The 23,164-nt window shown below is 56.8% G+C and carries 17 protein-coding genes; 6 read left to right on the forward strand and 11 right to left on the reverse strand.

Annotated elements, in window-relative coordinates; all coding sequences use genetic code 11:
• Positions 1-5 precede the first annotated feature (5 nt).
• The 6 genes from mnmG to rpmH all read right to left on the reverse strand — a co-directional run bounded on the left by mnmG (position 6) and on the right by rpmH (position 6,356).
• Positions 6-1,904: a tRNA uridine-5-carboxymethylaminomethyl(34) synthesis enzyme MnmG gene (mnmG, locus tag BLS87_RS26810; protein WP_074757416.1), complete on the reverse strand. Its 1,899-nt coding sequence runs from the start codon at positions 1,902-1,904 to the stop codon at positions 6-8.
• Positions 1,905-2,434: 530 nt separating this feature from the next.
• Positions 2,435-3,805, reverse strand: coding sequence for a tRNA uridine-5-carboxymethylaminomethyl(34) synthesis GTPase MnmE (gene mnmE / locus BLS87_RS26815; RefSeq protein ID WP_074757418.1), 1,371 nt, complete (start codon positions 3,803-3,805; stop codon positions 2,435-2,437).
• A gap of 78 nt (positions 3,806-3,883) precedes the next feature.
• Complete coding sequence (gene yidC, locus BLS87_RS26820) at positions 3,884-5,563, reverse strand: membrane protein insertase YidC (RefSeq protein WP_074757420.1); 1,680 nt, start codon at positions 5,561-5,563, stop codon at positions 3,884-3,886.
• 2 nt (positions 5,564-5,565) lie between these two features.
• Complete coding sequence (gene yidD / locus BLS87_RS26825; RefSeq protein ID WP_074757422.1) at positions 5,566-5,811, reverse strand: membrane protein insertion efficiency factor YidD; 246 nt, start codon at positions 5,809-5,811, stop codon at positions 5,566-5,568.
• Positions 5,804-6,205, reverse strand: coding sequence for a ribonuclease P protein component (gene rnpA / locus BLS87_RS26830; protein ID WP_074757424.1), 402 nt, complete (start codon positions 6,203-6,205; stop codon positions 5,804-5,806). The genes yidD and rnpA overlap by 8 nt, the downstream gene beginning before the upstream one ends.
• Positions 6,206-6,221: 16 nt before the next feature.
• Positions 6,222-6,356 (reverse strand): 50S ribosomal protein L34, encoded by a 135-nt coding sequence (rpmH, locus tag BLS87_RS26835; protein ID WP_002551315.1) that lies wholly within the window; start codon positions 6,354-6,356, stop codon positions 6,222-6,224.
• Between the two features lie 588 nt (positions 6,357-6,944).
• Between rpmH and dnaA the strand changes: the two genes are divergently transcribed.
• From dnaA to gyrB, 4 genes are read left to right on the forward strand one after another with little or no spacing between them, the layout of a single operon-like run.
• Complete coding sequence (gene dnaA / locus BLS87_RS26840; RefSeq protein ID WP_074757426.1) at positions 6,945-8,483, forward strand: chromosomal replication initiator protein DnaA; 1,539 nt, start codon at positions 6,945-6,947, stop codon at positions 8,481-8,483.
• Positions 8,484-8,518: 35 nt separating this feature from the next.
• Positions 8,519-9,622 carry a DNA polymerase III subunit beta gene (gene dnaN, locus BLS87_RS26845; protein WP_074757428.1) on the forward strand — a complete coding sequence of 368 codons (1,104 nt, stop codon included), beginning with the start codon at positions 8,519-8,521 and terminating at the stop codon, positions 9,620-9,622.
• A gap of 14 nt (positions 9,623-9,636) precedes the next feature.
• Positions 9,637-10,740, forward strand: coding sequence for a DNA replication/repair protein RecF (recF, locus tag BLS87_RS26850; RefSeq protein WP_074757430.1), 1,104 nt, complete (start codon positions 9,637-9,639; stop codon positions 10,738-10,740).
• A gap of 4 nt (positions 10,741-10,744) precedes the next feature.
• Positions 10,745-13,162 (forward strand): DNA topoisomerase (ATP-hydrolyzing) subunit B, encoded by a 2,418-nt coding sequence (gene gyrB / locus BLS87_RS26855; protein ID WP_074757432.1) that lies wholly within the window; start codon positions 10,745-10,747, stop codon positions 13,160-13,162.
• A gap of 58 nt (positions 13,163-13,220) precedes the next feature.
• Here the strand turns inward: gyrB and BLS87_RS26860 are convergent, their stop codons facing one another.
• A complete protein-coding gene (locus BLS87_RS26860; protein ID WP_074757434.1) occupies positions 13,221-14,336 on the reverse strand; it encodes an acyltransferase family protein in 1,116 nt (371 codons plus the stop codon).
• 267 nt (positions 14,337-14,603) lie between these two features.
• Between BLS87_RS26860 and BLS87_RS26865 the strand changes: the two genes are divergently transcribed.
• The gene (locus BLS87_RS26865; protein ID WP_074757436.1) at positions 14,604-17,249 is read left to right on the forward strand and encodes an MGH1-like glycoside hydrolase domain-containing protein; all 2,646 of its coding nucleotides are present in this window, start codon (positions 14,604-14,606) and stop codon (positions 17,247-17,249) included.
• 75 nt (positions 17,250-17,324) lie between these two features.
• Complete coding sequence (locus BLS87_RS26870; protein WP_074757438.1) at positions 17,325-18,512, forward strand: MFS transporter; 1,188 nt, start codon at positions 17,325-17,327, stop codon at positions 18,510-18,512.
• Positions 18,513-18,695: 183 nt separating this feature from the next.
• Here the strand turns inward: BLS87_RS26870 and BLS87_RS26875 are convergent, their stop codons facing one another.
• Genes BLS87_RS26875 through glyQ form a run of 4 tightly spaced genes read right to left on the reverse strand, consistent with a single transcriptional unit; the run spans position 18,696 to position 23,099 of the window.
• The gene (locus BLS87_RS26875; protein ID WP_074757440.1) at positions 18,696-19,466 is read right to left on the reverse strand and encodes a lysophospholipid acyltransferase family protein; all 771 of its coding nucleotides are present in this window, start codon (positions 19,464-19,466) and stop codon (positions 18,696-18,698) included.
• Positions 19,467-19,522: 56 nt separating this feature from the next.
• Positions 19,523-20,074: a D-glycero-beta-D-manno-heptose 1,7-bisphosphate 7-phosphatase gene (gene gmhB, locus BLS87_RS26880; RefSeq protein WP_074757442.1), complete on the reverse strand. Its 552-nt coding sequence runs from the start codon at positions 20,072-20,074 to the stop codon at positions 19,523-19,525.
• 26 nt (positions 20,075-20,100) lie between these two features.
• The gene (glyS, locus tag BLS87_RS26885; RefSeq protein ID WP_074757444.1) at positions 20,101-22,155 is read right to left on the reverse strand and encodes a glycine--tRNA ligase subunit beta; all 2,055 of its coding nucleotides are present in this window, start codon (positions 22,153-22,155) and stop codon (positions 20,101-20,103) included.
• The gene (gene glyQ, locus BLS87_RS26890; protein ID WP_074757446.1) at positions 22,152-23,099 is read right to left on the reverse strand and encodes a glycine--tRNA ligase subunit alpha; all 948 of its coding nucleotides are present in this window, start codon (positions 23,097-23,099) and stop codon (positions 22,152-22,154) included. Before glyQ ends, glyS begins: the two co-directional genes overlap by 4 nt.
• Positions 23,100-23,164 lie beyond the last annotated feature (65 nt).

Genomic DNA, 23,164 nt, shown 5'->3' on the forward strand with positions numbered 1-23,164 from the left:
AGAACTCAAGCGCTTTGCTCCAACTGACGGCCCGCGCCGCGTTTTTTCAAATGAATCATCAACAGCGAGATCGCTGCCGGGGTCACACCCGGAATACGCGAAGCCTGGCCCAATGTCTCAGGACGCGTTGTCCCCAGCTTGCTCTGAATCTCTTTCGACAGACCGGAAATGGTGGTGTAGTCGATATCGTCAGGCAGTTTTGTATTTTCGCTGGCACGCAGACGAGCAATCTCGTCCTGCTGACGATCGATGTAACCGGCGTACTTGGTTTTGATTTCGACCTGCTCGGCAACCTGTGGATCGATTGACCCCTGACCCGTCAACGCAACGAGGTTGACGTAGTCAATTTCAGGGCGGCTCAGCAGGTTGAGCAAATTGTACTCGTGGGTCAGTGGCGTTCCGAAATGCGCGGACACGGCGTCGCCCTGCTCAGTGCCTGGACGAATCCAGGTCGATTTCAGACGCTGCTCTTCTTGCTCGATGCTTTCGCGCTTGGTACAGAACGCAGCCCACCGCGCATCGTCGACCAATCCCAACTCGCGCCCCTTCTCGGTCAGGCGCAGGTCTGCGTTGTCTTCGCGCAGGATCAACCGGTACTCCGCACGAGAAGTGAACATGCGGTAAGGCTCTTGAGTACCCAGGGTAATCAAATCATCCACAAGCACACCGATGTACGCTTCATCACGACGCGGGCACCAGCTTTCCTTGCCTTGAGCACGCAGCGCTGCGTTGGCACCGGCGAGCAAACCTTGTGCGCCAGCTTCTTCGTATCCGGTGGTGCCGTTGATCTGGCCAGCGAAGAACAGGCCGCCGATGACCTTCGTTTCCAGGCTGTATTTCAGATCCCGCGGATCGAAATAGTCGTACTCGATGGCGTAACCAGGGCGAACGATATGGGCGTTTTCCATGCCGCGAATCGACTGCACGATCTGCAACTGGACGTCGAATGGCAGTGAAGTCGAAATCCCGTTCGGATAGAGCTCATGGGTGGTCAGGCCCTCCGGTTCGATGAAGACCTGGTGGCTTTCCTTGTCGGCAAAGCGATGGATCTTGTCTTCGATCGACGGGCAGTAACGCGGGCCCACACCTTCGATTTCGCCGGCAGCGGAATACATCGGCGAACGATCGAGGTTCGCAGCGATTATTTCGTGAGTGCGCGCATTGGTGTGAGTAATCCAGCAACTGACCTGGCGCGGATGCTGTTCCTTGGAACCCAGGAACGACATCACCGGGATGGGCGTGTCCCCGGGTTGCTCGGTCATCACCGAGAAATCCACAGATCGACCATCAATGCGCGGAGGCGTACCGGTTTTCAAACGCCCGACGCGCAGAGGTAATTCACGAAGCCGGCGTGCGAGCGCGATCGACGGTGGATCACCTGCCCTGCCACCGGAGTAATTCTGCAAACCGATGTGGATAAGTCCACCGAGAAAAGTGCCGGTGGTCAAAACCACAGAGTCCGCCATGAACCGCAAACCCATCTGCGTGACCACGCCCCGTACCTGGTCCTGCTCGACAATCAGGTCATCGCAGGCCTGCTGAAATATCCACAGGTTCGGCTGGTTTTCAATGATCTCGCGGACCGCTGCCTTATAGAGAATACGGTCAGCTTGAGCACGGGTCGCCCGTACTGCTGGGCCTTTGCGGCTGTTGAGCACGCGAAATTGAATACCGCCCAGATCGGTAGCCGTGGCCATTGCACCACCCAGCGCATCGATCTCTTTAACCAGATGACTTTTACCAATGCCGCCAATGGCAGGGTTGCAGCTCATTTGCCCGAGGGTTTCCACGTTGTGCGTAAGCAGCAGGGTTTTCGCACCCATGCGTGCAGACGCCAGTGCTGCCTCGGTACCGGCATGACCGCCGCCGATGACGATCACTTCAAAACGGGAAGGGAAATCCACCACGCACCTCGTGCCTGTTTTTGGGGGGGAATAGGAAATTGGCGGCAAGTATAGGGACTTCGCCCCCCTGAAAGGAACCTTTTGCGCAAAATTTAACCAGCTGTGGATGAATGGCGGTTAAAGAAATTAAAAAGAAAGAAATTTATAAAATCTTTGTTTTTATGTTTATGTTTAGAGAGGCACCTTTCTGTGGATAGATCTCTACAGGCCTTAATATTCAATGTGTACAGAGATTCAAAAGTCTGTGTTCATGTGCCAATAAGGCCCTTGGATAACGTGTCTAAGCCTGTGGATTAAAGTGATGGTTGTCCACAGGCGAGGTTATCCTCCGATTTTAGGCCCACTTATCAACTGAGCTGAAGCGCGGTTATGCACAGGGCTCATTCGGTGGTGAGTCCTGTCTGGACGACCGAAAATCGCGTGCACGAGTACGCTCTGGCGGTCAAAGGATCGGATTTAATGTTCAGGAGGGGGATGAAGCGAGGGCAGGCAGGTCGGGGAATGACCTGCCTGTCGAAAAAACGGACCGGTTATTTGCCGATGCAGAAGCTGGAGAAGATTCTTCCCAGTAGATCGTCAGAGCTGAATGCCCCAGTGATCTCTCCGATAGATTGCTGAGCAATGCGCAGGTCCTCAGCCAGCAGCTCCCCCGCACCCGCCAGGGTCAACTGTGAGCGGCCGTGCTCTAGCGAAGCACTGGCCTTATGTAGCGCTTCCAGGTGCCGACGTCGAGCGCTGAAGCTGCTTTCCGCGGTTTGCTGATAACCCATGCAGGCCTTCAGATGATCTCGCAGAAGTTCAAGCCCTTCACCGCCGGCTTTGGCGCTGAGGTTGATGGTGACATGGCCATCTTCACTGACCTCGAGCCCTACAGGATCCCCACTCAGGTCAGTCTTGTTTCTGATGAGCGTGACCTGCGCGGGGTCCGGACGCTGCTCGAGGAATTCCGGCCAGAGGGCAAACGGATCCTGCGCCTCCGGCGCGGTGGCATCCACCACCAGCAGTATTCGGTCAGCTTCCGAAATAGCCTTGAGCGCCCGTTCGACGCCAATTCGTTCAACATGATCCTCTGTATCGCGAAGGCCAGCCGTGTCCACTACGTGCAGCGGCATACCGTCGATGTGGATATGTTCGCGGAGCACGTCTCGGGTCGTGCCGGCAATCTCGGTAACGATCGCGGCTTCTCTTCCTGCCAATGCATTGAGCAGGCTGGACTTACCTGCGTTCGGTCGGCCGGCGATTACCACAGTCATGCCGTCACGCAGCAGCGCGCCTTGATTGGCTTCACTCAGGACAGTGGATAACTGAAGACGCACGTCATCAAGCATGCTGAGGACGTGGCCATCAGCCAGGAAGTCTATTTCCTCTTCCGGAAAGTCGATGGCAGCTTCTACGTATATCCGCAAACTGATCAGTTTCTCGGTGAGGTTATCCACACGCTGAGAGAAAGCACCTTGCAAGGACCGCAACGCATTGCGCGCCGCTTGTGCAGAACTGGCTTCGATCAGGTCGGCAATGGCTTCAGCCTGCGCGAGATCCAGCTTGTCGTTAAGAAACGCCCGTTCGCTGAATTCGCCGGGGCGTGCCAACCGGCTTCCCAGCTGTACACAGCGCTGCAGCAACATGTCCAGCACGACCGGGCCGCCATGGCCTTGCAGCTCCAGAACATCTTCGCCCGTAAAGGAGTTCGGTCCGGGAAAATACAGGGCAATGCCCTCGTCGATCACTTCTCCATGCTCGTCCTGGAACGGGCCATAGTGAGCATGGCGAGGCTGCAATTCTTTTCCAGTGATCGCCTTTGCGGCGTTGGCGGCCAAAGGGCCGGAGATACGTACAATGCCAACGCCGCCTCGTCCCTGGGCGGTGGCAATCGCGGCGATGGTTTCACGAGGGACGTTCATGGCCCGGCTCCTGAATAACTAACGGATAGCAAAACGCCCCACGAGGGGGCGTTCTGAATGACTTATTCACAGGGTAGTTCAAGCGGCAGCTTTTTTGGCCTTGGCTTCGATGCTACGCGTGATGTACCACTGTTGAGTGATGGACAGGGTGTTGTTCACAACCCAGTACAGCACCAGACCTGCCGGGAACCACAGGAAGAAGAAGGTGAAGATGATTGGCATCAGCTTCATGACCTTGGCTTGCATCGGATCCGGAGGTGTAGGGTTCAGACGCTGCTGAATGAACATGGTCGCGCCCATGATGATCGGCAGGATGAAGAACGGATCCTTGATCGACAGGTCGGTTATCCACAACAGCCAAGGCGCCTGGCGCATCTCGACGCTTTCCAGCAGTACCCAGTACAGCGACAGGAACACTGGCATCTGTACAAGAATCGGCAAGCAACCACCTAGCGGGTTGATCTTCTCTTTCTTGTACAGCTCCATCATCGACTGTGAAAGCTTCTGACGGTCGTCGCCATGCTGCTCTTTCAGGGCAGCCAGACGTGGCGCAACGGCACGCATCCGCGCCATCGACTTGTAGCTGGCAGCGGACAGTGGGAAGAAAAGCCCTTTGATCAGCATGGTCAGGAAGATGATCGACCAACCCCAGTTACCCACAATGCTGTGGATATGTTGCAACAGCCAGAAAATCGGCTGGGCAATGAACCACAGAATGCCGTAGTCGACGGTCAGTTCCAGACCTGGGGACAACTCTTTGAGTACGGCCTGGCTCTTCGGACCGGCGTACAACGTGGTGGTCGTTTCAGCCTTGGCACCCGGCGCAACGGTCAGTGCTGGACCGGTGAAACCGATGATGTAGTTACCCGCGCTGTCTTTGCGAGTGGTTACGGTGTTGCTGTCAGCCTTGTTCGGGATCCAGGCAGTGACGAAATAGTGCTGCAACCAGGCGACCCAACCACCTTGAACCGTGTCTTTCAGCGAGCCTTTATCGATGTCCTTCATCGAAACCTTTTTGTAAGGCTCCGACGGTGTCCACATGGCCGCACCCAGATAAGTGGCGGTGCCAGTGGCGGTAGTCGACGACGGATCTGCGCTTGCATCGCGTTTCAGCTGAGCGAACAGATTACCGTTCCACGCTTGAGCGCTCTGGTTATCGATCAGATACGAAACGGTCAGATCATACAGGCCGCGTTTGAAGGTAAAACGCTTGATGTAGTTGACGCCGGCATCGCTGAATTTCAGATCGACAACGAGATCGTTCTGCCCATCCGCCAATTGAAAACTTTTCTGTGTCGCGACGTAGACAGGGCGACCGGAAGCGCGGGCATCCGGACCGTTTGCGCCCGTCAGGCCGCTCTGTGCAAGAAAGGTACGCTCGCCGCCATTGTCGAACAGCTGAAACGGAATTTCAGGATGGTCTTGACGGCGTGGATACAGTGGCAAGCGAAGTTGCACCACATCACCGCCGACTGGATCGATTTCCAGGTTCAACACATCGGTTTTAACCTGAATCAAGTCTTTGCTGGCAACCACCGGAGTTTCGGTTGGCGCAGCGACTTCACCTGTTGCACTCGGAACGTCTGCGTTGGCAGCAGCCGTACCTTGCGGAGTGTCAGGGAGAGCGGATGTATTGGTGTTGGCGGCAACATTCTGAGTCGGCAAGGCAGCCTGACCATAGTCCTGGTTCCATTTCAGGACACCGACATAGGTCACGATTGCCAGGGCGACGATCAGGATCGTGCGTTTAATATCCATGATTACTCGGCCATCGAAGAGGAACGGGAGGTGGGAGCAGGTGGAACCGGGTCGAAACCACCGGGATTCCACGGATGACAGCGACCTAGGCGACGCAAGGTCAGCCAGCCGCCGCGCACCAGGCCATAATTTTCAATGGCTTCGTACGCGTAGCAGGAGCAACTGGGGTAGAAACGACAGTGACTGGCCATCAGAGGACTAATGGCATAGCGGTAAAACTGGATCGGAACGAGCGCCAGTTTACGCATCAGGACTGTCTACCCCCGCAGTTTCGGTTTTGACTTCTGAGGTTGGCCGGCTACGCGCCAGACGTTTCCAGAGCTTGCCGAAATGCTGAATCAATTCGGGGTTTTCAATGTCACCCAAGCCTTTGCGCGCGACAACCACAATATCCCAACCAACGAGGTTGTCTTGGTGGTGGCGAAAAGATTCGCGCATCAGGCGTTTCAAGCGATTGCGCTCGACGGAGAGCTTCACGCTCTTCTTACCGATCACCAATCCCAAGCGGGCGTGATCCAGGTCGTTGTTGCGCACAAGGAGCAGGAGATTTTTCCCCGGAACCTTGCCGGTGGGGGAGTCAAAGACTGCCTTGAAATGCCGGGGTGTCAGCAAACGCTTTTCCCGACTGAAGTCTCGACTCACCACCTGTGCCGATTAATCAAACTGCCAGACGCTTACGGCCTTTGGCGCGACGACGCGACAGAACTGCACGGCCGTTTTTGGTGGCCATACGAGCACGGAAACCGTGGGTGCGGGCGCGCTTGATAGTGCTGGGTTGGAAAGTACGTTTCATGGCGTGTTACCTGGTTCGTCCACAACGGGCCGGAATGGCCCCCGTTTTAAGAGACCGGGGATTCTAGAGAAAGCAAGCTCTCAGGTCAATTTCCAACCAACGTTTCTTCCATTTACTTCTTGCCTGCATTTCGTAGGGCACACGCCCGTTCGTGAATGACAGGTGGGGACCTTAGACATAAAAATAAAGAAGGAAAGTATTTAAAGCTTTTCTGTAAAGCTTATAAAGACTAGAGACGACCCTCTCTGTGGATAAGTAGGTTTAGCCCATTTAAATCAAGGTGTACAGAGAATCAAAACTCTGTCTAAAAGCCGTGTTGCGCCTGTGCTGCGCCCTCGGAAAACCTGTGCGTGGAATGGGATGTTATCCACAGGGCAGTTACCCACAGATTTCCGCCCCCAGTTATGCAATGGGCTGAGTCACGGTTATCCACAGGGCTTATGCACATGCCACCGGTCGGGATTTTTCCTCATAAGAGGTTGATTTTGAGATGCCCGTCAGCTACCTACATGTGGATAAGTCTGCCGGGGGTGGTTACAATGGGCGCTTGTTTTTGCCTCACCGGCTTTCGAAACTTAGGGGATATCCGTGTCAGTGGAACTTTGGCAGCAGTGCGTGGAGCTTTTGCGCGATGAGCTGCCTGCCCAGCAATTCAACACCTGGATCCGTCCGCTACAGGTCGAAGCCGAAGGCGACGAGTTGCGTGTCTATGCGCCAAACCGGTTCGTGCTTGATTGGGTGAATGAAAAGTACCTGGGTCGCGTGCTCGAATTGTTGGCGGAACAAGGCCAGGGCATTGCGCCTTCGCTTTCCTTATTAATAGGCAGCAAACGAAGCTCTGCTCCCCGAGCCGCCCCCAATGCTCCGTTGGCAGCGGCCGCCGCCGCATCGCAGGCTGCTCAAAATGCAGCCAGCCAGGTCACCACTTCCTCTGCTCCGGCTGCCACACCTGCGTCAGCACCTGCTGCGCCTGTGGTGCAAGTAGCGTTGGATGTAGATGACGAGCCTTCGCGTGCAAGCTTTGACCCGATGGCAGGCGCCAGCTCTCAGCAGGCACCTGCTCGCGCTGAGCAGCGCAATGTCCAGGTCGAAGGAGCGCTCAAGCACACCAGCTACCTGAACCGTACCTTCACGTTCGAGAATTTTGTTGAAGGTAAGTCAAACCAACTGGCGCGCGCCGCAGCGTGGCAGGTCGCGGATAACCCCAAGCACGGCTACAACCCGCTGTTCCTTTATGGTGGTGTCGGCTTGGGTAAAACCCACTTGATGCACGCTGTGGGTAACCACTTGCTCAAGAAAAATCCGAATGCGAAGGTTGTTTACCTTCATTCGGAGCGTTTCGTTGCGGATATGGTTAAAGCGCTGCAACTCAATGCAATCAATGAATTCAAGCGTTTCTATCGCTCCGTCGATGCCCTGCTGATCGATGACATTCAATTTTTCGCTCGCAAGGAGCGTTCTCAGGAAGAGTTTTTCCACACCTTCAACGCGCTCCTTGAAGGCGGTCAGCAGGTCATCCTGACCAGCGACCGTTATCCAAAGGAGATCGAAGGTCTGGAGGAGCGTCTAAAATCGCGTTTTGGCTGGGGCTTGACCGTAGCGGTCGAACCACCCGAGCTTGAAACCCGAGTAGCGATCCTCATGAAGAAAGCAGATCAGGCCAAGGTCGAACTTCCCCACGATGCTGCCTTCTTTATTGCCCAACGCATTCGATCCAACGTGCGTGAGCTTGAGGGTGCGCTCAAGCGTGTCATCGCTCACTCCCACTTCATGGGGCGCGACATCACCATCGAGTTGATTCGCGAGTCGCTTAAGGACCTGCTGGCGTTGCAGGACAAGCTGGTGAGTGTGGATAACATTCAGCGCACTGTCGCTGAGTACTACAAGATCAAGATCTCCGACCTTTTGTCGAAACGTCGTTCGAGATCGGTTGCACGCCCGCGGCAAGTCGCGATGGCGTTGTCCAAGGAATTGACCAACCACAGTTTGCCGGAGATCGGCGATGTGTTTGGCGGACGCGACCATACCACCGTGCTGCACGCCTGCCGCAAGATCAATGAGCTTAAAGAATCCGATGCGGACATCCGCGAGGACTACAAGAACCTGCTGCGTACTTTGACTACGTGATGCTGACGCAGCTTTTCAAGGCAAGGGACTAGACCATGCATTTCACCATTCAACGCGAAGCCCTGTTGAAACCCCTGCAACTGGTCGCGGGCGTTGTCGAACGCCGCCAGACCTTGCCGGTTCTGTCGAACGTGTTGCTGGTCGTCGAAGGGCAGCAGCTGTCCTTGACCGGTACCGACCTGGAAGTCGAGCTGGTTGGACGGGTTCAGTTGGAAGAGCCTGCAGAACCGGGCGAGATCACTGTGCCGGCTCGTAAGCTGATGGACATCTGCAAAAGCTTGCCGAATGACACCCTGATCGATATCAAAGTCGACGAGCAGAAGCTCGTCGTCAAAGCCGGGCGCAGTCGTTTTACGCTGTCGACGTTGCCGGCCAATGATTTCCCGACCGTAGAAGAAGGGCCAGGTTCGCTGACGTTCAACCTGGTGCAAAGCAAACTGCGTCGGTTGATCGAACGCACCAGCTTCGCCATGGCTCAACAGGACGTACGTTACTACTTGAACGGCATGCTGTTGGAAGTGCAATCAGGCATTCTGCGCGCAGTCGCCACCGATGGTCACCGTCTGGCAATGTGCTCGATGTCTGCAGAAATCGAGCATGCTGATCGGCATCAGGTGATTGTGCCGCGCAAAGGTATTCTGGAACTTGCACGCCTCCTGACCGAGCAGGATGGCCTGGTCAGCATCGTGCTGGGTCAGCATCACATACGCGCCACGACCGGCGAGTTTACGTTCACTTCCAAACTGGTGGACGGCAAATTCCCGGACTACGAACGCGTACTGCCTAAAGGCGGCGACAAACTGGTGGTGGGTGATCGTCAAGCGTTGCGCGAAGCATTCAGCCGTACTGCCATTCTGTCGAACGAGAAGTACCGTGGTATTCGTCTGCAGTTGGCCAGCGGTCAGCTGAAGATTCAGGCAAACAACCCTGAGCAGGAAGAAGCGGAAGAAGAGATCAGCGTTGATTACAACGGCAGCTCGTTGGAGATCGGCTTTAACGTGAGCTATTTGCTCGACGTGTTGGGCGTCATGACGACTGAGCAAGTTCGTCTGATCCTTTCCGACTCAAACAGCAGTGCGCTGGTACAAGAGTCTGGCAATGACGATTCGGCTTACGTCGTCATGCCGATGCGCCTGTAATCAGCAGTCGATAGATGTCTCTCAGCCGCGTCTCGGTCACCGGGGTGCGCAATCTGCACCCGGTGACCTTCTCCCCCTCCCCCCGCATCAATATCCTTTATGGCGCCAACGGCAGTGGTAAAACCAGTGTGCTTGAGGCGATCCATCTGCTCGGACTTGCTCGTTCGTTCCGTAGTACCCGCTTGCAACCTGTTATCCAATACGAACAGCCCGCTTGCACGGTCTTCGGACAGGTTGAACTCGCTGAAGGTGGGCACAGCAATTTAGGCATTTCGCGGGATCGCCAAGGCGAATTCCAGATTCGTATCGACGGTCAGAACGCTAAAAGCGCTGCTCAGTTGGCGGAGACGTTGCCGCTGCAATTGATTAACCCAGACAGCTTTCGGCTGCTTGAGGGTGCTCCGAAGATCCGCCGCCAGTTTCTGGATTGGGGAGTGTTCCACGTGGAACCTCGCTTTATGGCCACTTGGCAGCGCCTGCAGAAGGCCCTGAGGCAGCGGAACTCGTGGCTTCGGCATGGTACACTTGACGGCGCTTCGCAGGCGGCTTGGGACCGGGAACTGTGCCTTGCCAGTGACGAAATCGATGAGTTTCGAAGGGCTTATATTAAGGCCCTTAAACCCGTGTTCGAACAGACGTTGAGCGAACTGGTTCAGCTTGATGGCCTGACCCTGAGTTATTACCGCGGTTGGGATAAAGAGAAAGACCTGAGCACCGTGCTCGCCTCGTCTCTCTATCGCGATCAACAAATGGGTCATACGCAAGCAGGACCACAACGCGCAGATTTGCGTCTTCGGCTCGGCGGTCATAACGCAGCGGATATCCTGTCACGCGGACAGCAGAAACTCGTGGTCTGCGCGTTACGTATTGCTCAAGGTCATCTCGTTAGTCAGGCGCGCCGCGGCCAATGTATTTATCTCGTCGACGATCTGCCATCGGAGCTCGACGAGCATCACCGCAGCGCATTGTGTCGCTTGCTGGAAGAATTACGCTGCCAGGTATTTATCACCTGTGTAGATCATGAATTGTTGAGGGAAGGCTGGCAGACGGAAACGCCAGTGGCTTTGTTCCACGTGGAACATGGCAGTATCACCCAGACCCACGACCATCGGGAGTGAATGCATGAGCGAAAATCAAACGTACGACTCGTCCAGCATTAAAGTGCTGAAAGGACTTGATGCCGTACGCAAGCGTCCCGGTATGTACATCGGCGATACGGACGATGGCAGCGGTCTTCACCACATGGTGTTTGAAGTGGTGGACAACTCCATCGACGAAGCGTTGGCTGGCCATTGCGACGACATCAGCATCATCATCCATCCGGACGAATCCATCACCGTGCGCGACAACGGCCGCGGCATCCCGGTTGATGTGCACAAAGAAGAAGGCGTTTCCGCGGCTGAGGTCATCATGACCGTGCTGCACGCCGGCGGTAAGTTTGATGACAACTCCTACAAAGTATCCGGCGGTCTGCACGGTGTAGGTGTTTCTGTTGTAAACGCACTGTCTGAAGAATTGAACCTGACCGTTCGCCGCAGCGGCAAAATCTGGGAACAGACATACGTTCATGGTGTGCCGCAGGAGCCGATGAAAATCGTGGGCGAGAGCGACTCCACTGGCACGGAAATTCATTTCAAACCGTCCGCCGAGACATTCAAGAATATTCATTTCAGCTGGGACATCCTGGCCAAGCGCATTCGCGAACTGTCCTTCCTTAACTCCGGTGTGGGTATCGTCCTGAAGGATGAACGCAGCGGTAAGGAAGAGTTGTTCAAGTACGAGGGCGGATTGCGTGCGTTCGTCGAATACCTGAACACCAACAAGACGCCGGTGAATCAGGTCTTCCACTTCAACGTTCAACGTGACGACGGTGTCGGCGTCGAAATCGCGCTGCAGTGGAACGATAGCTTCAACGAAAACCTGTTGTGCTTTACCAACAACATCCCTCAGCGTGACGGTGGTACCCACCTCGTGGGTTTCCGCTCCGCGCTGACGCGTAACCTGAACAACTACATCGAGCAGGAAGGTCTGGCGAAGAAGCACAAAGTTGCCACGACCGGTGATGACGCGCGTGAAGGCCTGACGGCGATTATCTCGGTGAAGGTTCCTGATCCGAAGTTCAGTTCGCAGACCAAGGACAAGCTGGTTTCTTCCGAGGTGAAGACCGCAGTCGAGCAAGAGATGGGTAAATACTTCTCTGACTTCCTGCTGGAAAACCCGAACGAAGCCAAAGCCGTCGTGGGCAAGATGATCGACGCCGCCCGTGCCCGTGAAGCAGCGCGTAAAGCCCGCGAGATGACCCGACGCAAAGGCGCTCTGGATATCGCAGGCTTGCCAGGCAAACTGGCTGACTGCCAGGAGAAGGACCCTGCCCTCTCCGAACTGTATCTGGTGGAAGGTGACTCTGCTGGCGGTTCCGCCAAGCAGGGACGTAACCGTAAGACTCAGGCCATCCTGCCGCTCAAGGGCAAGATCCTGAACGTTGAAAAAGCCCGCTTCGACAAGATGATTTCCTCGCAGGAAGTCGGCACCTTGATTACCGCTCTGGGCTGCGGCATCGGTCGCGACGAGTACAACATCGATAAGCTGCGCTACCACAACATCATCATCATGACCGATGCTGACGTCGACGGTTCGCACATTCGTACCCTGCTGCTGACGTTCTTCTTCCGTCAGTTGCCGGAGTTGGTCGAGCGTGGCTACATCTACATCGCTCAGCCACCGTTGTACAAGGTCAAGAAAGGCAAGCAAGAGCAGTACATCAAAGACGACGACGCCATGGAAGAGTACATGACGCAGTCGGCCCTGGAAGACGCAAGCCTGCACTTGAACGAGTCCGCGCCTGGTATCTCCGGTCCGGCACTGGAAAAACTGGTCAATGACTTCCGCATGGTCATGAAGACGCTCAAGCGTTTGTCGCGCCTGTACCCCCAGGAGCTGACCGAGCACTTCGTGTATTTGCCGCCTGTAGCGATGGAGCAATTGTCGGATCACGCCGCGATGCAGGACTGGCTGGCCAAATTCGACGAGCGTCTGCGTGTGGGCGAAAAATCCGGTCTGGTTTACAAGGCAAGCCTTCGTGAAGACCGTGAACGTAATGTCTGGCTGCCAGAGGTCGAACTGATCTCTCACGGCCTGTCCAACTACGTGACGTTCAACCGCGACTTCTTCGGCAGTAACGACTACAAGACCGTCACCGCTCTGGGTGCGCAGATCAGCACGTTGCTTGAAGAAGGTGCCTACGTACAACGTGGCGAGCGCAAGAAGCCCGTTACCGAGTTCAAAGAAGCCCTCGCCTGGCTGATGGCAGAAAGCACCAAGCGCCACACCATTCAGCGATACAAAGGTCTGGGTGAAATGAACCCGGATCAGTTGTGGGAAACCACGATGGACCCAAGCGTGCGTCGCATGCTGAAGGTCACCATCGAAGACGCGATCGCTGCCGATCAGATCTTCAACACGCTGATGGGCGACGCCGTAGAACCTCGCCGCGACTTCATCGAAGCCAACGCGCTGGCGGTCTCGAACCTGGATTTCTAAGGTTCAATCGCCACAACAAAAACCCCGGCCGATACCCATCGGCCGGGGTTTTTGTTTTTCAGGCCGACCCGCTTCTCACACCTGCCCAATACGTTTTCAAGTCTGTCATCGTGGACGTGAGCTGCGCAGCAAACGCATGTCGTCGCGCCATGGCTGGCTTTTCAATGAAGTGCCAAGAGAACATCGCAGCAACCAAGACTATCGGGAATGCCACCAGCATCATGCTGAGAGGACCGATGCCTTTGACCTGATGCGCGAGTATCTCTTGCACAGGGAAGGCATAGATGTAAACGCCGTAAGAGTAATCACCCAACTGGTTGTAGCGATCCACAAAGCGGTTTGTGGCAAAGCCCAAGTAGAAGATCAGGTACGTCCAGGCGGCCACGAAGCACTCGAAGAACCATGGCTTTTGATAGGACCACGCGGCCAATGCCGCCAGCGGGAGGAACCACACGAAGCGATGTTGAATGTGCTGACGATAACGGTACAGCGACATGCCGAGTACGAACGGAAGGCTCCAGGTGAAGAAGAACTGGGCCCGGTGCAGTTCGTTCAGCAGTGTGGTGTTGGCCAGCAACTCCTTGAAGGCGATGTAGATGATCGCGTAAACGAGAAGAAACCCGGCAAACCGCACGCCTCGCCCGTAGAATGCAAACGCGCCCAAACCGCCTACCAGCACATACAACGTCACTTCGTAAAACAGCGTCCACAGTGAGCCGTTGATGCCCGGCCACGGGTTATCCTCGAAGACGCCGGGGAGCTGAAATTTCATGCTGAACAGCATGAGGTTATTGCTCAGGTAACTGTAAATTGCACCTGAGCGGAAATATTCCAGCGCGCCCAGTGTCGTAAAGATCGGGCCGATCAGGAAGACGCTCAGTAACAGGACGAGGGACAGCCCCGGGTAAATGCGCAGAAACCGCGCTGAGAAGAAATCCAGATTAGTCGGCGCACGGTCACGGCTGAGGGAAATAAAGAAACCGGAAACGCAAAAGAAGGTGATCACGGCCAGTTCACCGAGCGACAGACCCAGCCAACTGGATAAAGGCTCGATGGCGGTGCTGCCCAAGGCGAGTGGATAACTGTGAGAGATCAGTACCGCAGTGGCAGCAAGCATTCTGATGAGGTTGAAGTTATTGTTCCGTCTGGACGCCAGATCACCCAATGTATTCATACCGCCTCCGCCCGCAAACAGGGCAACTGCATTTCGATCCATTTACCGCTGTGATGCTTCACGTCCAGAGCAACGCGCAATACCGAGAGGCAAGAAGTGTGTTCCCACGCTCGAACCATACACCGGCGGTGTACAGGGTCTAATTGCCATGAGTAATCGCCCTTTGAATTACCGGGTTGCCAATAATTTGACCGAACGCGGCCCCCGATAGATTTCCTTGCAATCAGCGCCTGTTAAACGGCCAATCTGACTTTCTGGAAAGTGAACATGCCTGCCGAAACAACCAGCAAAACCCTGCAGCAGACGACCGAGGGATTACGCCTTGTAGGGGACGCAGCCAACGGTTGGCGGGAATGGGGACCGTATGTGAGTGATCGCCAATGGGGAACAGTGCGGGAGGATTACAGTGCGGACGGCGATGCGTGGGCCTACTTCCCGCATGATCATGCTCGCAGTCGCGCTTATCGCTGGGGCGAGGATGGTCTGGCCGGGTTCTCTGACAAGTCGCAGCATTGGTGTCTCGGACTGGCGTTATGGAACGAGCGTGACACGATTCTCAAGGAGCGTCTGTTCGGTCTGAACAACGCCGAGGGCAACCACGGCGAGGACGTGAAGGAGCTTTATTTTCATGTCGACGGTTTGCCGAGTCATGCCTACATGCGCATGCTCTACAAATACCCTCACGCGGCCTTTCCTTACAGTGATCTCGTTGAAGAAAACGCACGACGCGGGTTGGACGATCCCGAGTACGAAGTGCTCGATACCGGTGTCTTTAACGACAATCATTATTTCGATGTGACCATCGAATACGCCAAGCACACGCCTGACGACATCTTCATGCGGGTGACCGTGGTCAACCGATCCGATTGCTCGGCGAGCCTGCAGGTGTTGCCACAGGTGTGGGCGCGAGATATCTGGAGCTGGGTCGGCGAGCCTGTCGACCGCCCTGCCCTCGTGCTGCAGAACGATCGAGTGGCGGCTCGTCACCCTTCACAGCCCGACAAGGAAGTAACCGCCTGGGGAAAACGACCCTGTGACTGGTTGTTTTGCGAGAACAGCACCAACACTCCTCGGCTGTTCGGCGAGCCTGCCAGTGGGCCGTTCAAGGACGGCATCAATGATTACATCGTCGGTGCCAACCGAGGTGCGATCCGACATGACTCAGGCACCAAGGTTGCCGCGCACTTCCACATGCGCCTTGAAGCCGGCGCCTCTGAGGTCGTTTACCTGCGCTTCGCGCCGGCCGGCTCGGCTCACGTCAATGCCAAGGCACTGTTTGAACAGCGCACGTCCGAAGCCAACGAGTTTTACGGTGCGCTTCAGAACAGGCTAAAGGATGAAGACGCGCGCAGTGTCCAGCGCCAGGCGCTGGCTGGATTGCTGTGGTCCAAGCAACTCTATAATTTCGACGTCAAAGCCTGGCTCGAAGGGGATCCGGGAAAAGGCCCTTTGCCCGCAGGGCGCTCGCACATTCGCAACAATCAATGGCGGCACCTGTGCAATTTCGACATCGTCTCGATGCCGGACAAATGGGAGTACCCGTGGTACGCCTCATGGGATCTGGCATTTCAGGCCGTGGCATTTGCGTTGATCGACATCGAATTCGCCAAAGACCAGTTACTGATGCTGGTCAAAGACCGCTTCATGCATCCCAACGGCCAACTTCCCGCCTATGAGTGGCGCTTCGACGACGCAAATCCCCCAGTCCATGCGTGGGCGACGTGGCGCGTCTATCAGATGGAAAAAACGCAAACCGGCAAGGGAGATGTGGTTTTCCTGGAGCGAATTTTCCACAAGCTGCTGCTGAATTTTTCATGGTGGGTCAATCGCAAGGATGCCGAGGGGCACAACATCTTTCAGGGCGGATTCCTGGGACTGGACAACATTGGTCTGTTTGATCGCTCGGCCGCCCTCGCCCCCGGTTACCAACTGGACCAGGCTGATGGCACCGCGTGGGTCGCAGGTTATGCGCTGGACCTGATGCGCATTGCGTTGGAGCTTGCTCAGCACAATGAGGTGTACGTCGACATCGCGGTGAAGTTTTTCGAGCACTTCCTTTATATAGCCGGGGCGATCAACGAGGTCGACAAGGAAGACGTAGAGGGACTCTGGGACGAAGACGACGGCTTTTTCTACGACGTGCTGCACCGACCTGACGGTTTGCGAGAATCCGTGCGGCTGCGCTCTTTCGTGGGGCTGATACCTCTGTTTGCCGTGCGTGTCCTGGAGCAGCGCGAGCATGAAGGTTTGAAGGGATTGCGTGAGCGTCTGCTGGGCTTTCTGCACCATCGCCCAGACCTTGCGGCGTTGATCTCTCGCTGGACCGAACCGGGCAAGGGCAACCGTTTGTTGCTGGCGCTGTTACGCGGACAACGGACCAAGGACCTGATCAAGCGCATGCTCGACGAAAGCGAGTTTCTCTCGGGCTTCGGTGTGCGGTCTTTGTCCCGTTACTATGGCGATCAGCCGTTCAAGATGCAGGTGGATGGCAGCACGCTGTGTGCGGATTATCAGCCGGCGGAATCGAACTCTCGTTTGTTTGGCGGCAATTCGAACTGGCGCGGGCCGGTCTGGATGCCGCTGAACTTCATGCTGATCGAGTCGCTGCGGGAGTTTCATCGCTATTACGGCGAGAATTTTTCTGTTGAGTACCCCAGCGGCTCAGGGTATCTCGCGTCACTGGAAGAAGTGGCAGACGGACTCAGCCATCGCATAAACAGTCTTTTCCTACGAAATGAGGAAGGCAATCGTCCTTCGATGGCGGGTTATCCACAGCTTGAAATAGATCCCGAGAGTCGGGATCTGGTGTTGTTTCATGAGTATTTCCACGGCGAGAACGGGCGCGGTCTAGGGGCGTCCCACCAGACAGGCTGGAGTGCGCTGGTGGCCCTTCTCCTTCAGCCGAAGGAATAGACTCGTCGACCGCTCGCGCGGTGAGCATCTGAATCGCGGTTTCAGGAAAAAGACGGATCAAGGAGCTGTAACCGGATGTCGTTTCGCAAATACCAGAAAGTGCTGGCGATCCCGAGGGTTTTGCAGGCCACGTTGTTTATGTTCGTCGCGGGTTTACCGCTCACGATCATGACGCTGACGTTAAGCCTTCACGTCCTCAATGAGATGGGTCGCAGTTATTTCGACGCGGGTTTGGTGGCGACAGCCACGGCATTGGGGTTTGCCGTGGGATCACCGTTGCTGGGACGCATGATGGACCGGCATGGTCTGCGTCCGGTGGTCGCGGCCTGCGGGGCGTTATCCACAGTCGCCTGGGTTCTGCTGCCGCTGGTGAATTACACGCTTTTCGTCGCGCTGGCCTTTGCTGCCGGCGTTTTCACCATACCGACAGGCTCGCTCTCGAGGCAGTTCGTCGCCAGTCTGGTTCCGGAAGATCAGCGTCGTGCGGCGTATTCGCTGACGACGATGCTGATGGAGCTCTCTTTTGTCATCACGCCTGCTGTCGGCATTCTGTTGATAACGGCCTATTCGGCGACTGCGGTGCTGGTGGGAATCGGCATCTGGCGAGCACTGTCCTACGCGGCGCTTTACCTGTTGAACTGGCCGATCCGCAATCCCAATGAAGTCGTCGCGGTGACGGAGCCCGCCCGGCCGAAGTTGGGTGAGTGGCTCAATGCTCGGCTGATAAGCGTGTTGCTGATCAGCTCGGGCGCGCTGTTTGTGCTGTTCGGGACGGAGCTCGCATTGATTGCTGTGTTGCGGGAGAACGGCGAGATCGCATACACCGGCTATGTGATCGCAGCAATGTCGATTGCCTCGATTGCCGGGGGTTTCGTTCACGGGATTGTCCACAGGTCCTGGTCGTTGAACCGGCTGGCGGTGACCATGAGTCTGTTACTGCTGCCTGTCGTCTTCTTCGATCAGGTCTGGTGGTGGCTGTTACTGGCGCTCTTGCCGACCAACCTGTTATGTACGCCGACGCTGGCGGCGAGCTCCGAAGCGGTCGCGCAGCTCGCCCCCGCCAGTGTGCGAGGTCAGGTCATGGGGCTGCAGGATTCAGCGAACCGGATGGGCCAGACCCTCTCGATGCCGTTGGTGGGCTTCGCGATTGATAGCCTGTCGCCCGCGATGGGGTTCGTGGCAGCGGCGTGTGGAGGGCTGGTTTTAATCGCAATCGCGGCGCTGTGCGATCTGTGGATATCGAAACGTACTCAAACGGCCTGAAAACGAAATCGGTCTTGACCGTGAAGGCTCAAGACCGATGTATACAGCGGTAAAAATGAACGCTCAGAAAAACTTATGCACGTTTTCGGCTCGATAATCGCCGTCAGAAATAAGTAACTAAATTAATGACTTAGAGCAATTTATCGATAATTTCACACAATTGGTACACAGGTTATCCACAATTCACACGGATGATTTTTCAGGTGCGGGTGCAGGCATGGCCGGCGAGCCCAGCGCCTTCTGAGTGGCCTCGTTCCAGGCGTAGACGCGGTCGTTGAGCGCTGCGATGGCGCGCGGGCCTGTACCCTCGGCGTACATAGGTTCGCCAATCACCACTTCGATCGTCCCCGGCTTCTTGCCCCAGCCTTCTTTTGGCCAGTATTTGCCGGCGTTGTGGGCGATCGGCAGGACCGGCAACTCAGCATTCACCGCCAGTGCCGACCCGCTGCGGGAGAACTTGCCGATCTGGCCGTAGGGCACGCGCGTCCCTTCCGGAAAGATCATCACCCAGACGCCGTCTTTCAATAACTCATCGCCCTTCTTCGCCACGACCTTGAGCGCCGCTTTGGGATTGTTGCGGTCGATGGCGATCGGCCGCAGCATCGCCATTGCCCAACCGAAGAACGGCACATACAGCAGCTCACGCTTGAGAACCTGACTCAGCGGCTGGAAGTGCGCGGACAGGAAGAACGTTTCCCATGTGCTCTGGTGATTCGAAACGATCACGCAAGGCGTCTTGGGGACGTTTTCCTGGCCTGTGACATTGACCCGGATGTTGAGCAACACCCTGGTCAGCCAGACCGCACAGCGACACCAATAGACATTGATGAAGCGATAACGAATGCGGAACGGCAGGAAAGGCGCGATGAAAAAACTCAGCGAGCACCACAGCAGAGCGCTGGTGCCCAGCAGCAGGTAAAAGAAGAAGATCCTGATGGCCTGCACTATCGACATAGCTGCTTTTACCATTACGGGCAGTGCCCGGATTGAGCGTGCCGTTGAACGACCGGTCAGCCGTTCAACGAAGCGCTGTTGTGGATAAGTTCGGCGGCAACCGCCGCCAGATCGTCAAAAATCAACGTTCCCGCGGGCAATGGATTGCTCCGCGTCTTGTGACCTTTGCCCGTCATGACCAGAACAGGTTGAGAGTCGACGGCCACCGCCGCCTCCAGGTCACCCTTGCTGTCGCCGACAAACCAGATTCCGCGTAAATCGACGGCGTAATGGCTGGCAATGGTGCGCAACATGCCCGGCTTCGGTTTGCGGCAATCGCATCCCTGATCCGGTCCGTGAGGACAATAAACAATCAGACCGACCTCGCCGCCCTGCGCCGCCACGAGTTCACGCAGACGTGCGTGCATGGCGTCCAGGGTGGCCAGATCGTAGTAGCCGCGAGCGATGCCGGACTGATTGGTGGCGACTGCCACCGTCCAGCCGGCCTTGCTCAGTTGCGCGATCGCCTCGATCGAGCCGGGGATCGGAATCCACTCTTGCACCGACTTGATGTAAGCGTCGGAGTCTTCGTTGATCACTCCGTCCCGATCGAGAATCAGCAGCTTCAAATCATGTTCTCCTGCCTCAGCCCGGCTTAACCCAGTAGGGAAATGTCGGCGACGCCGAGGAACAGGTTGCGCAGACGTGCCAGCAACGCATAACGGTTGGCCCGCACGTTTGCATCTTCTGCGTTCACCATCACGGCTTCGAAGAATGCATCAACGGGTTCGCGAAGGGCGGCCAGACGGGTCAGGGCTTCGTTGTACTGACGGTTGGCAGACATCGGCACGACGGCCTGATCGGCCTGTTGAATCGCCGAGTACAGCGAGAACTCGTTAGCGTTGTCGAAGTACTTCGGCTCGACGGTGTGGGCAATGTTGCCCTCCGCCTTGCTCAGCAGATTCGACACACGCTTGTTCACGGCCGCCAGTGCCGCCGCTTCAGGCAGCTTGCGGAATGCCTGAACGGCTTGCACGCGCTGATCGAAGTCCAGCGCCGAGCCGGGTTGCAGAGCACGCACCGACAGGTACACCGACACATCGACGCCTTCGTCTTCGTAACGCGCACGCAGGCGGTCGAAGATGAACTCAAGGACTTGCTCGGCCAGACCGGCCGACTTCACCTTGGCACCGAACTGGGTGACGGCGAACTGCACCGTCTTGATCAGGTCGAGGTCCAGCTTCTTCTCGATCAGGATGCGCAGGATACCCAGCGCTGCACGACGCAATGCGTACGGGTCTTTGCTGCCGGTCGGCAACATGCCGATGCCGAAGATGCCAACCAGCGTGTCGAGCTTGTCGGCGATCGCCACGGCGGAGCCGGTGAGGGTGCTTGGCAATTCAGCGCCAGCGCCACGCGGCATGTACTGCTCGTTGAGCGCCAGTGCCACGTCTTCCGGTTCGCCATCGGCCAGCGCGTAGTAGTAACCCGCTACGCCCTGCATTTCAGGGAACTCGCCGACCATTTCGGTCGCCAGGTCGCACTTGGACAGCAGGCCCGCACGGCCGGCGCGCTGAGCGTCGCCGCCAATGCGCGGGGCAATGAACGCGGCCAGCTTGGAAACGCGCTCGGCTTTGTCGAACACAGTACCCAACTGAGCCTGGAACACGACGTTCTGCAGACGCTGGTTGAAGGTTTCCAGCTTCTGCTTCTTGTCTTGCTTGAAGAAGAACTCGGCGTCGGTCAGACGCGGGCGAACGACTTTCTCGTTACCCAGGACGATCTGCGACGGGTCCTTGCTCTCGATGTTCGCGACAGTGATGAAGCGCGGCAGCAGCTTGCCGTCGGCATCCAGCAGGCAGAAATACTTCTGGTTGTCCTGCATGGTGGTGATCAGGGCTTCCTGAGGGACTTCCAGGAAACGCTCTTCGAACGAACACACCAGCGGAACCGGCCACTCGACCAGCGCGGTCACTTCGTCGAGCAGTGCAGGCGGGACAATCGCCGTGCCTTCGTGCTGGGTTGCCAGCTCTTCAACGCGCTTGCTGATCAGCTGACGGCGCTCGTTGAAGTCGGCCAGCACGTGGGCTGCGCGCAGGTCGCTGGCGTAGTTGGCAGGCGAGGTGATGCGCACGCTTTCAGGATGGTGGAAGCGATGGCCGCGGGACTCACGACCGGCGGTTTGAGCCAGGATCGTGCAGTCGATCACTTGATCGCCAAACAGCATCACCAACCATTGGGTCGGACGCACGAACTCTTCCTTGCGAGCACCCCAGCGCATGCGCTTAGGGATTGGCAGGTCATTCAACGAGTCTTCGATGATGGTCGGCAGCAGGCTCGAGGTCGGTTTACCCGCGATGCTCTGGCTGTAACGCAGCTTGGGACCGCTTTGGTCGATTTCACTCAGATCGACGCCGCACTTCTTGGCGAAGCCCAGTGCCGCCTGAGTCGGATTGCCTTCAGCGTCGAACGCGGCCTGACGTGGCGGGCCGTCCAGATTGACGCTGCGGTCCGGTTGCTGAGTCGCCAGTTCGGTGATCAGTACGGCCAGACGACGCGGCGCGGCATACACCTGCTTGGCGCTGTAAGTCAGGCCAGCGGCCTGCAGGCCTTTTTCGATACCGGCCAGGAATGCATCGGCCAGGGTGTTCAGGGCTTTGGGTGGCAGTTCTTCGGTGCCCAATTCAACCAGGAAATCTTGAGCACTCATTGTGCAGCCTCCAGCTTAGCCAACACTTCATCGCGAATATCCGGTGCAGCCATCGGGAAGCCAAGTTTGGCCCGGGCCATCAGGTACGCCTGGGCAACGGAACGCGCCAGCGTGCGTACACGCAGAATGTATTGCTGACGCGCGGTCACGGAAATCGCGCGACGGGCATCCAGCAGGTTGAAGGTGTGCGACGCCTTGAGCACCATTTCATAGCTCGGCAGCGGCAGTTCAGCAGCGATCAGGCGCACGGCTTCGCTTTCGTAGAAATCGAACAGCTCGAACAGTTTGTCGACATTGGCGTGTTCGAAGTTGTAGGTCGATTGCTCCACTTCGTTCTGGTGGAACACGTCGCCATAGGTCACTTTGCCGAACGGGCCGTCGGTCCAGACCAGGTCGTAGACCGATTCAACGCCTTGCAGGTACATCGCCAGACGCTCGAGACCGTAAGTTATCTCGCCAGTGACCGGGTAGCACTCGATGCCGCCCACTTGCTGGAAATAGGTGAATTGAGAAACTTCCATGCCGTTCAGCCAGATTTCCCAGCCCAGGCCCCAGGCACCCAGGGTTGGCGATTCCCAGTTGTCTTCTACGAAGCGCACGTCGTGCACCAGCGGATCGAGGCCGACATGCTTCAGCGAGCCCAGATACAGCTCCTGGAAGTTGTCAGGGTTTGGCTTCAGAACGACCTGAAACTGATAGTAGTGCTGCAGGCGGTTCGGGTTCTCGCCATAGCGGCCATCGGTAGGACGACGGCTCGGCTGTACGTAGGCGGCGTTCCAGGTTTCCGGGCCGACGGCGCGCAGAAACGTGGCGGTGTGGAAAGTGCCGGCGCCCACTTCCATATCGTAGGGCTGAAGTACCACACAACCTTGCTCAGCCCAGTATTGCTGGAGGGCGAGGATCAAGTCTTGGAAGGTACGCACGGCTGGCGTAGGCTGGCTCACGAAATTCACCTGTACTGGGGGGCTGCGATTTAAAGAGCGGGAGTATACCCGATTCAGCAGCGCCT

Origin of the sequence: Pseudomonas abietaniphila (assembly GCF_900100795.1) — a bacterium.
Taxonomy (GTDB): domain Bacteria; phylum Pseudomonadota; class Gammaproteobacteria; order Pseudomonadales; family Pseudomonadaceae; genus Aquipseudomonas; species Aquipseudomonas abietaniphila.

Coding starts and splice junctions, on each gene's coding strand:
- dnaN (WP_074757428.1), top strand. CDS start 8,519: ATGCATTTCACCATTCAACGCGAAGCCCTGTTGAAACCCCTGCAACTG.
- recF (WP_074757430.1), top strand. CDS start 9,637: ATGTCTCTCAGCCGCGTCTCGGTCACCGGGGTGCGCAATCTGCACCCG.
- mnmE (WP_074757418.1), bottom strand. CDS start 3,805: ATGAACGTCCCTCGTGAAACCATCGCCGCGATTGCCACCGCCCAGGGA.
- BLS87_RS26875 (WP_074757440.1), bottom strand. CDS start 19,466: ATGTCGATAGTGCAGGCCATCAGGATCTTCTTCTTTTACCTGCTGCTG.
- gyrB (WP_074757432.1), top strand. CDS start 10,745: ATGAGCGAAAATCAAACGTACGACTCGTCCAGCATTAAAGTGCTGAAA.
- yidD (WP_074757422.1), bottom strand. CDS start 5,811: ATGCGTAAACTGGCGCTCGTTCCGATCCAGTTTTACCGCTATGCCATT.
- yidC (WP_074757420.1), bottom strand. CDS start 5,563: ATGGATATTAAACGCACGATCCTGATCGTCGCCCTGGCAATCGTGACC.
- BLS87_RS26860 (WP_074757434.1), bottom strand. CDS start 14,336: ATGAATACATTGGGTGATCTGGCGTCCAGACGGAACAATAACTTCAAC.
- BLS87_RS26865 (WP_074757436.1), top strand. CDS start 14,604: ATGCCTGCCGAAACAACCAGCAAAACCCTGCAGCAGACGACCGAGGGA.
- glyS (WP_074757444.1), bottom strand. CDS start 22,155: ATGAGTGCTCAAGATTTCCTGGTTGAATTGGGCACCGAAGAACTGCCA.
- BLS87_RS26870 (WP_074757438.1), top strand. CDS start 17,325: ATGTCGTTTCGCAAATACCAGAAAGTGCTGGCGATCCCGAGGGTTTTG.
- rpmH (WP_002551315.1), bottom strand. CDS start 6,356: ATGAAACGTACTTTCCAACCCAGCACTATCAAGCGCGCCCGCACCCAC.